Here is a 9400-nt window from a genome sequence, read left to right on the forward strand (position 1 = left end):
TCACCGATGCACGGGCGGGGACGCCGGATCGCAGAACGTGTGAGCCGGCGTCCGTCGCGTGGGGGCACGACCCGGGACGGTCAGGTACGCCACGAGGCTGCCCGCCACCATCAGACCGGCGCAGATCAGCATCGTGCGCTGGTAGACCGGTTCGAGCGTGGCCGCCTCGGTGAGCGAACCCCCGCCGAGGCCGGCCGCCAGCGGCAGAACCGCCACGGCGAGCAGCCCGGCGGCCCGGGCGACGGCGTTGTTCACGCCCGACGCGATGCCGGCGTACGCGTCGTCGAGCGCACCCAGCGCCGTCGCCGTCAGCGGGGCCACCAGCAGCGTCAGCCCCAGCCCGAAGACCAGCACAGCGGGGAGGACACGCGTCCAGTACGGCGCGCCCGGCCCGATCGTGGACATCATCAGCAGCCCGGCGGCGCAGATCAGCGGGCCGGCGGTCATCGGGACGCGGGGACCGATCCGCTGGCCGAGCGCGCCCGCGCGGGCCGACAGGGTGAGCATCAGCAGGGTCATCGGCAGCAGGGCCAGACCCGCCGTCAGGGCCGGATATCCGGACACCACCTGGAGGTTCAGCACCAGCAGGAAGAACACTCCGCCGTTCGCGGCGTACACCAGGAAGGTCACCAGGTTCGCGCCGCTGAACGCCCGGGTGCGGAAGATCCGGATCGGCAGCATGGCATCCGCGGACCTGGCCTCGATCAGCACGAAGGCCGCCAGAGCGAGCACGCCGACGGCCAGCGAGAGGACCACGGCCGGGTCATCGGGCCCGGAGCTGGGCCAGGCCGTGAAGCCGTAGGTGAGGCCGCCGAGCCCGATCGCCGAGCTGAGGACCCCCGCCACGTCGATCCGGCGGGCGGCGTTCTGATCAGACGATTCGGGTACGTGCCGAGCCGTCATCGCGATCACCAGGGCCGCCGCCGGCACGTTGATCAGGAACAGCGCACGCCAGCTGCCGAGCTCCAGCAGCCAGCCGCCGAGCAGCGGGCCGAGCGCGCCACCGATGCCACCCAGCCCGGACCACGCGCCGATCGCCTTGGCCCGGTCCTCGGCCACGAACGAGGCCTCCAGGATCGCGAGCGCGCCGGGGGTGAGCAGCGCGCCGCCGACACCCTGCAGCACCCGGGCCGCGATCAGGATCTCGGCGTTCGGCGCCAGGCCGCAGAGCAGGGACGCGAGGGCGAACCAGGCCACGCCGGTCTGGAAGACGCGACGACGGCCGAAACGGTCACCGAGCGAGCCGCCGAGCAGGACCAGTGAGGCGAGGGAGAGGGCGTACCCGTTGACGATCCACTGCAGGCCGGACGCCTCGGCGCCGAGCTCCCGGGCGATCGTGGGCAGCGCCAGGTTGACGATCGTGGCGTCGATGAAGGCCAGGCTGGATCCGAGCACCATGGCCAGCAGGATCCAGCGGCCGGCGGGGGTGCCGTATCGAACCGGGGACATCCCGCGACCCTACGACGTGCCGGGCCGGGCGCGAGGCGGCAGGTCAGGCGATGCGGCGGATCGAGGCAGGCAGCTCTACCCGTTCGGGCACCGACTGCCGGGCCGCGAGCATCGCCATCCGCGCCGCCGACGCCGAGCGCAGGGCCGGTGCGGGACACTGCCGGAGCAGCGATTCGAGGCGGGCGGTCAGCTCGGCGCGGCTGAACGGTTTGGGCAGGTAGTCGTCGGCGCCCGCGTGCAGCGCCGTCATGATCTGCTGCCGCTGCACGTCCGCGCTGACCACCATGATCGGCAGCGATTCGATCCGCGGGTCGTTGCGGATCGTCCGGCAGAGGTCAATGCCGGACAATCCAGGCATCCGGACGTCGATCAGGGCGGCGTCCACCCCGCCCTCGGTCAGGGCGGAGAGGGCCTCGGCGGCGTCGGCGGCGGTCACCACGTCGTACCCGAGCCGGTGCAGCGCGAGGGTGAGCAGGTCCCGATGGTCTGCCTCGTCATCTGCGATCAACACGGTGGGCACGGCGGTACCTCCGAAGCGGTGAAGTGCTTGCACCTGTTGTTCGGCAATTGAGCCGCACCCCTGAGCCGGAAATAGGGATCCAGATACCCAAGATTTCGGCATATATGCGGGTTATCCACGCCACGCCGCTGGAGTCACGCGCCGATCCCGCAGCGCTGGAGCCACCCGGAGCAGCTGGTTCCCGCGCCTGCCCAGTCGGCTCCCCGTGCCGGCTCGCGGGCGTCCGCTGCCGCGAGGCGCCGGGTGCCCGAGTCGGAGAAATAGAGTGAGGGCCATGCGTGCTGCCGTTTTCTCCGAGCCCGGTCCCGCCGCGTCCGTTCTTCGCATCACCGACCGTGATCTGCCTCGGGTGTCCGCCGGCGAGGTGCGGGTCCGCATCGTCTTCTCCGCAGTGAACCCGACCGACACCGGCACCCGGGCCGGCCGTGGGGTTCCGGACGGTGTCTCGCCGCCGCGGGTGCCGCACCAGGACGGCGCCGGGGTGGTGGACGCGATCGGTGAGGGCGTGCGCGGCCTGGAGCCGGGTGACCGGGTCTGGGTCTGGGACGCCGGCTACGGCCGGGCGGACGGGACCGCCCAGGAGTACGTGGTGCTGCCCCGCCACCAGGTGGTCCGGATGGACGACCGGATCCCGCTGGAGGTCGGCGCCGCCCTGGGCATCCCGGCTCTGACCGCGCACCGCTGCCTGACCGTGGCTGCCGACGGGCCGCAGCGGCTCGCCCCGGGCGCGCTCGCGGGCCGGACGGTCCTGGTCGCGGGTGGCGCCGGCGCGGTCGGCAACGCGGCGATCCAGCTGGCCGCCTGGGCCGGCGCGACGGTGCTCACCACGGTCTCCTCGAAGGAGAAGGCCGAGCTGGCGTCCGCGGCCGGCGCCCACCGGGTGATCAACTACCGGGAGGAGGACGTCCGGGAGTCGATCGGTGGCGCCGCGCCGAACCTGATCGTCGAGGTGAGCGCCGCCAACCTGGAGCTGGATCTGGACGTGGTGGCGCCCGGCGGCAACATCGCGATCTACATGGGCGGCACGGTCAGCGTGCCGAGTTTCGCGGCGATGGTGAAGAACGTCAGCCTGGACTACGTGCTCACCTACACCACCACGCCCGGGGAGAAGGCGAACGCGGTGGCCGCGGTCGCGGAAGCGGTGAACGGGGGCGCGTTCCGGGTGGGTCCGGAGGCCGGTCTGCCGATTCTCCGGTTCCCGCTGGAGCGGATCGCCGAGGCCCATGAGGCGGTCGAGAACCACGCCGTGGGCAAGGTGATCATCGAGGTGACCGCGCTGTAGCCAGCAGGGCGTCGGCCACCCGCACGACGCCGAGGCCGTCCACCGCGGACCAGCCGCGCGTGGCGATCCCGGTCCGTGACTCGGGTGAGGTCAGCAGGGTTCGCAGGACGTCGGCGGAGGCAGGCTCGAACGCGCCGAGACGGCCCAGACCTGCGGCGTAGCCACGGGCGACGGTCCGCTCGTACCCCTGGATCTGGTTGTCGACCACCCAGATCAGGGCGGCGGCGCGGCCGAGGCAGAGCAGTTCCCAGGTGGACGTCCCGCTGGCGCTGATCACCAGGTCGGCGCTCATCAGGAGTTTCGGCAGGTGGTCGGTCGGGCCGATGATCTCGAAGTGCTGGCCCGGCCCGGCCTGGACGGCGAGCAGTTCGGCGCGCAGGCTCTCGTCGGCGGCGATCACGGTGGCGTCGAAGCCCGCCGCGGTCTCGGTGAGCAGGCGCGCCACCTGCGGCGCCGCGCGGTAGGCGTCGGTCCCTCCGAAAAATGCGACGACCTTCGGGGTACGGGTGGAAGCGTGCACAGGAGCAGAGGCCGGCCGGAGTTCCCGCACCGCCGAGCGCAGCAGCGCGTAGTCGAGCCCGGCCAGCCGCACGTCGCCGTCGTGGAGCACCGCGTCGAGGTTCTGGTCGACGTAGATGTCCGCGGACTGCCCGCGCGGGTCACCGTCCACGATGGCCAGCACCGGCAACCCGGCGGACCGGACCGCGGCGCTCTGCTGCGGCGGCAGCGTGTACGAGTCCACGACCAGCGCCGACAGCCCGAGTCGTTGCGCGGCGGCGACCAGGCCCACCGCGTCGTAGGGCGCCGGATGCCAGGGCAGTCCGCGCTGTTCCAGCTGCGCCTCGGCCCAGGCCACACCACCCAGGTCGGCCAGGAAGTGCACGTCGGCGCCGCGGGCGGTCAGCTCCTCGGCGAGGGCCACGCACCGCACCAGATGGCCGACCCCGGTACGCGGCCCGGCGTCGCACCGGATCCCGATGTTCACGCCTGGTCCAGTTCCTTCTGGCGCACGTGCGCGTTGAGCGCAGCGAGCTCGGGCTGCACGTCGAGCCAGCTCGCGAGGGTGCGGACGGCGACCGGCGCGTCGCCGAAGTGGTCGATCACCGCTTCGATCAGTTTCCAGTCGTCCTCGGTGTCGAGGGTGAGCCGCAGGTAGGACAGGTCCGGCTGAGCGGTCAGCCCGATGACGTCGAAGTCGGCCGGGTGCGAGTAGATGTACGACGTCACGTGCGTGCGGTGGTGGTCGTACGCCAATTTGTCGATTTCCTTGAGCACGGCGGCCCGGACCACCTCGACGTCCAGGCCGCGCGGCAGCGTCCGGGCGATCGAGGTGGTCAGGTAGTCGACGCCGGCCGCGGAGAAGACGCGTGCGGCCCGTGCGACCAGGTGCGGGTCGAGCAGCGGGCAGTCCGCGGTGAACCGCAGCACGGTGTCCGCGGACCGGGTCTCGAGCACGCCGAGGAACCGGGTCAGCACGTCGTCAACAGGCCCGCGGTGGCAGGCCACGCCGATCCGCGCGCACTCGTCGGCCACGGCGTCGTCGGCCGCCTCGATCGTGGTCGCGACGACCAGGTCGTCGAGGACCCCGCTGTCCCGCGCGGCGCGCACCACGCGGTCGAGGACGGTTCGCCCGCCGAGGCGGCGCAGCACCTTGCCGGGAAGCCGGGTGGAGCCCATCCGGGCCTGAATGATGCCGAGGGTGGTCATTGCTGTCCTTTGTGGAGTCGATGGCGCGCCTTGCGGGCGATGCCGAGCCCGGCCTTGGCGGCGCGATAGGCGAAGGAGCCGCTGAACGCGGCGATCTGGACCTTGGCGCGACCCAGTTCGGCGTCCCGCTTCTCCAGCTCGGTCTCGAAGAAGCTGCCGCGGGCCTCGGCGTCGGCGAGTCGCCGGCGCAGGTCGGTGAGCTGCTGTTCGTGGTCGCGGCGGGAGCCCGGTGCCGCGGCGGGCTCGGGAGCCGGGGGTGCGGCCTCCAGCCCGGCCGCCCCGGCCAGCACCTCGGTCAGCCGGGCCACGTCGGTGATGGCCGGCCAGGGGTGTGCGTAACCGCCGAGCGTGAGGGTGCTCGCGAAGCGGGCGAGCGCGTCCGGCTGCTCCGGCCGGGACTCGTCGAGCAGGGTGTATCTGTCGTCCTCCACCAGCACGTTGTCGGCGGTGGCGGCGGGAAGCGCGGCCGTCCAGCCGGTGAGCAGCCGCCGCAGCGCGGGCAGGTCGTGCCCGAGCGCCGCGGTGAGCAGCAGCTCCTCCAGCAGCCGTCCGGCCGGAAGGGAACCGGTGCCGGCCACGACCGTTCCGCCGCGCAGATAGCTGACCGGTGGCACCGGCACGACAGGCGTCGGCCGCCCGGCGAGCTGCGCGACGGCGAGCCAGGCGGGCGCCAGTTCGGCGCCGAGGCCGCGGCGGACCGCTGCGGAGGCCAGGCGGCGCGGGTCACTGAGGACGGCTTTTCCCTGGTACGCGGTAGCCACCGCCCCCGAGGCGAGCGCGGCGAGGGCGTCCAGTGGCCCGTAACGAAGGGTCTCCGGCGTGACCAGCAGGGACGGTTCGGCCTGGGACGGCCAGGCGGCGGCGAGACCGGAGACCGGCAGCCCTTCGGCGCCGAGCGCGGCGGCGAGCCGGTCCGGGCGGCCGGGCGCGGTGCCGAACTCGCCGAGCGGACGCCATTCCGCGGCCGTCGCGGCGCTGGTCAGCGCGGTGACCGTGCCCGGGTCGACGAGACGGTGCACACCCAGCTCGTTCTCCACGGTCAGCAGCAGGGTGCCGCCGGGGCGCAGCGCGCGCTTGAGCACGCGGACCGCCTCGGCCCAGTCGAGCTGCGGGCCCTCCGGCGAGCAGAGCCGGGAGGTGCCGTCGAGGGCGACCACGACGTCGTACCGGTCGGTGTCGGTGATCTTGGCGAGGGTGCCGCAGAGCACGGTGAAACCGCGGTCAGCGAGCGCTTCGGCGTCCGGCTGCGAGCGGACCAGGCAGGTCACGGTACGGCCGTCGGCCAGCGTGTCGAGCAGGCCGGTGTGGTGCGGGCCGGCGACCAGCACCCGGGTTCCGGTGGGCAGCCGTCCGAGCAGGTGACGGTAGAGCTCCCCGCCGACGGGCGCGCGCTGCTCGGCGTGCTCCGGCATCTCCCCGCCGATCATCCGGATCACCGCTGATCCCCCGTGGTCCAGCCGAGCGTGGCGCGCAGCTCGGCGGGGGAGGCCAGGTAGCCGTCACCGAGCTCGGCCAGCGCGATCCGGCGGGCGGTGCCTGGGTCGGGAGCGGTTCCGTGCAGCTCGGCCCACTCCCGCCGGATGCGCTCGGCGGTCGGCGCGTCCTCCTTGGCGAGCTGCATCGGGTTGCCGTAGACGGCCGGTTCGCAGCCGGCCGCCACGCCGTAGAAGACCGCGCTGCTCAGGCGGTTGGAGGCGACCCGCTTGTGCCGGCGCAGCTCGGCGAGCTGTTTGTGCAGGAATCGGGTGTCGGTACGCATGCGCATGTAACCCCGGTAACCGTGGCAGATCACCCGGCCGGCGCGCTCGTAGGCGGCTCGGATCCGGGCGTCGGAGTACTCGTGCCAGTACAGGCAGAACGTGATCGGGCCGGGCTCGGTCGCGACGATCTCGTCGATCAGCCGGCGGTGGTCGCCGTCGACCTTCTGGCCCTCCCAGCCGTGGAACGGATACCAGATCGTCCCGTCCCGTTCCGGCTGTTGTCCGTCCTCCGGCTGTTCGTCGTCCGCGAGGGAGTTCAGCAGGTAGAGGAAGGGCGAGCCGATCACCGTGGCCATCGGGCGGTTCATCGACCAGGCCCGCCGCCGCGTGCGCTCGGACCAGACGAAGATCGGCCGGCCGGGCGCGTACGGCGTACCGGCGCCCAGCCCGTCCACCACGTTCCAGCCGTGCTGCAGGTACCCGTCGATCCGCGGCGGATCGGCCGGGTCCAGCCCGCAGTACTCAGCGAGGACGTGGGCGTGCCCGTAGAAGTGGTTGCCGTGGTGCACCCGCTAGCTCCCGAGGATGCCGCGCAGCGTCTCGACCACACGGTCCTGGTCGTCGTCGCTGAGGTCGGCGAAGAGGGGCAGGGAGAGCTCCTCGGCGTAGAAGGCCTCCGCGTTGGGGCACATGCCCCGCCGGTATCCGAGGTCTTCGAAGACCGGGTGCCAGTAGACCGGGATGTAGTTCACCTGCACCCCGATGCCGGCCTCGCGCATCCGGTCGAACACCTCGCGGCGGCGGCCGTCCAGGACGCGCACCGGATAGAGGTGGCGCATCGGGTCGACCTCCGGCCGCTGCGTCGGCAGGCGCAGACCTGGCACGCCGGCGAGCAGCTCGTCGTAGCGTGCCGAGAGCTGCCGGCGCCGCTCCTTGAACGCGCCGAGCCGGCGCAGCTGGGCGCTGCCCAGAGCGGCGAGCACGTCCGGAAGCCGGTAGTTGAGGCCGAACTCCGGGACCTCGTACCACCAGGCGCCCTCGTCCGGGTTGCGGAAGTCCTCGCGGACCACGCCCACCGTCCGGAACGCGCGCAGGCGTGTGACCAGCTCCGGCCGGATCGACGCGACCGCGCCGCCCTCGCCGGTGGTGAAGTTCTTGGTCGGGAAGAACGAGAACGTGGTCAGGTCGGCGAGCGAGCCCACCGGCCGTCCCCGGTCCAGCGAGCCGATCGAGTGCGCGGCGTCGCCGAGGATCAGCGCGCCGCTGCTCTCGCCGACCTTGCGCAGCCGGTCGTAGTCGGCCGGGACACCGGCGTAGTCGACCGCGGCGATCACCCGGGTGCGCTCGGTGAGGGCGGCCTCCACGGCGGCCGGGTCGATGTTCGCGGACTCGTCCTCGATGTCCGCGAAGATCACCTTGGCGCCGAGCATGGCCGCGCCGGACGCCGTCGCGACGAACGTCATCGGCGTGGTGACCACCTCGTCGCCCCGCGTCACACCGGCCGCCGCGTACGCCGCGTGCAGCGCCGTGGTCCCGTTCGTGACCGTGACGCAGGGCGCGCCGGCGACCTTCTCCAGATCGGCCTCGAAGCCCGCCACCCGCGGCCCGGTGGTCAGCCAGTCGCTGCCCAGCGCCGCGACGACCGCCTCGACATCGGCGGCGTCGATCGACTGTCGTCCGTAGGGCAGCATCAGTTCTCCGCGAGCAGGGCGCGCATGTCGTCGACGGTGAGCCAGAGGTCGTTGTTGTCGGAGCGGTAGTTGAACCCGTCCGGGACCGGCTCGCCGCCCTCGGGCGCCTCGTAACCCCAGCTCGCGGCGACCGGCTGAACCACGTAACGGTCCTTGAAGCGCAGCGTCCGGCGGCTGTCGTCGGCGGCGATCATCTCTTCGTGCAGCTTCTCACCGGGCCGCATGCCCATCTCGTGGGTGGGCGCGTCCGGCGCGACGGCCTCGACCAGGTCGAGGATCCGCATGCTCGGGATCCGCGGCACGTAGAGCTCGCCGCCGCGCATCACGTCGAACGAGTCGACGACGAACTGCACTGCCTGGTCCAGGCTGATCCAGAAGCGGGTCATCCGCTTGTCGGTGATCGGCAGGCTCTTGCCCTCGGCGGCCAGCTTGCGGAAGAACGGGACGACCGAGCCGCGGCTGCCCATCACGTTGCCGTACCGAACCACGGCGAGCCGGGTCGGGTGGGTGGCGGCGTAGTGGTTGCCGGCGATCACGATCTTGTCGGCGGCCAGCTTGGTGGCGCCGTACAGGTTGATCGGGCTGGACGCCTTGTCGGTGGAGAGCGCGACGACCTTCTTCACCTCGGCGGTGATCGCGGCGTCGATGACGTTCTGGGTGCCGTTGATGTTGGTGGCGACGAACTCGGAGGGGTTGTACTCCGCGGTGTCGACCTGCTTGAGCGCGGCGGCGTGCACGACGTAGTCGATGCCGTGCATGGCCCGGGCCAGGCGCTCGCGGTCGCGGATGTCACCGATGAAGAACCGCAGCCGGGGGTCGTCGCCGAACATCTGGCGGACCTCGTACTGCTTCAGCTCGTCACGGGAGAACACGACGATGCGAGCCGGGTCGAGGTGGGTCAGCGCGTACTTCAGGAAGGCCTTGCCGAACGAACCGGTGGAGCCGGTGACAAGGATCGAGGAGCCGGCGATTTCAGACACGTTTTTCTCCGGGGGATCAGCGATAGGCCGGTACGAGCCGGAAGCATAACCAGAGGATCGCGCAATTCCAG

At 72.2% G+C, this 9400-nt stretch carries 9 protein-coding genes; 1 reads left to right on the forward strand and 8 read right to left on the reverse strand.

What is annotated here, in order from left to right:
• Positions 1–1449, reverse strand: a complete 1449-nt coding sequence (locus tag AMIS_RS02090; RefSeq protein WP_014440533.1) for a DHA2 family efflux MFS transporter permease subunit — start codon at positions 1447–1449, stop codon at positions 1–3.
• Between the two features lie 43 nt (positions 1450–1492).
• Entirely contained in the window at positions 1493–1969 is a 477-nt protein-coding gene (locus AMIS_RS02095) for a response regulator transcription factor (protein ID WP_014440534.1), read from the reverse strand.
• 274 nt (positions 1970–2243) lie between these two features.
• Between AMIS_RS02095 and AMIS_RS02100 the strand changes: the two genes are divergently transcribed.
• Positions 2244–3251: an NADPH:quinone reductase gene (locus tag AMIS_RS02100; protein ID WP_014440535.1), complete on the forward strand. Its 1008-nt coding sequence runs from the start codon at positions 2244–2246 to the stop codon at positions 3249–3251.
• On the opposite strand, the gene AMIS_RS02105 is transcribed toward AMIS_RS02100, so the two are convergent.
• From AMIS_RS02105 to pseB, 6 genes are read right to left on the reverse strand one after another with little or no spacing between them, the layout of a single operon-like run.
• Entirely contained in the window at positions 3229–4236 is a 1008-nt protein-coding gene (locus AMIS_RS02105; protein WP_014440536.1) for a PseG/SpsG family protein, read from the reverse strand. The two genes, AMIS_RS02100 and AMIS_RS02105, sit on opposite strands and share 23 nt — an antisense overlap.
• Entirely contained in the window at positions 4233–4958 is a 726-nt protein-coding gene (locus AMIS_RS02110; RefSeq protein WP_014440537.1) for a cytidylyltransferase domain-containing protein, read from the reverse strand. The genes AMIS_RS02105 and AMIS_RS02110 overlap by 4 nt, the downstream gene beginning before the upstream one ends.
• Positions 4955–6385, reverse strand: a complete 1431-nt coding sequence (locus AMIS_RS02115) for a methyltransferase domain-containing protein (RefSeq protein WP_231859367.1) — start codon at positions 6383–6385, stop codon at positions 4955–4957. The genes AMIS_RS02110 and AMIS_RS02115 overlap by 4 nt, the downstream gene beginning before the upstream one ends.
• A 5-nt stretch (positions 6386–6390) precedes the next feature.
• Complete coding sequence (locus AMIS_RS02120; RefSeq protein WP_014440539.1) at positions 6391–7227, reverse strand: hypothetical protein; 837 nt, start codon at positions 7225–7227, stop codon at positions 6391–6393.
• A 3-nt stretch (positions 7228–7230) separates the two neighbouring features.
• On the reverse strand, positions 7231–8349 hold the full coding sequence (locus AMIS_RS02125) for a DegT/DnrJ/EryC1/StrS family aminotransferase (RefSeq protein WP_014440540.1): 1119 nt from the start codon (positions 8347–8349) through the stop codon (positions 7231–7233).
• Positions 8349–9329 carry a UDP-N-acetylglucosamine 4,6-dehydratase (inverting) gene (pseB, locus tag AMIS_RS02130; protein WP_014440541.1) on the reverse strand — a complete coding sequence of 327 codons (981 nt, stop codon included), beginning with the start codon at positions 9327–9329 and terminating at the stop codon, positions 8349–8351. Before pseB ends, AMIS_RS02125 begins: the two co-directional genes overlap by 1 nt.
• Positions 9330–9400: the final 71 nt, after the last annotated feature.

The organism is Actinoplanes missouriensis 431, from assembly GCF_000284295.1.
Taxonomy (GTDB): Bacteria; Actinomycetota; Actinomycetes; order Mycobacteriales; family Micromonosporaceae; genus Actinoplanes; species Actinoplanes missouriensis.

Excerpts from the sequence above, each read along its gene's own strand:
- AMIS_RS02090 (WP_014440533.1), bottom strand. The coding sequence starts at position 1,449 with ATGTCCCCGGTTCGATACGGCACCCCCGCCGGCCGCTGGATCCTGCTG.
- AMIS_RS02100 (WP_014440535.1), top strand. The coding sequence starts at position 2,244 with ATGCGTGCTGCCGTTTTCTCCGAGCCCGGTCCCGCCGCGTCCGTTCTT.
- AMIS_RS02110 (WP_014440537.1), bottom strand. The coding sequence starts at position 4,958 with ATGACCACCCTCGGCATCATTCAGGCCCGGATGGGCTCCACCCGGCTT.
- AMIS_RS02115 (WP_231859367.1), bottom strand. The coding sequence starts at position 6,385 with ATGATCGGCGGGGAGATGCCGGAGCACGCCGAGCAGCGCGCGCCCGTC.
- AMIS_RS02125 (WP_014440540.1), bottom strand. The coding sequence starts at position 8,349 with ATGCTGCCCTACGGACGACAGTCGATCGACGCCGCCGATGTCGAGGCG.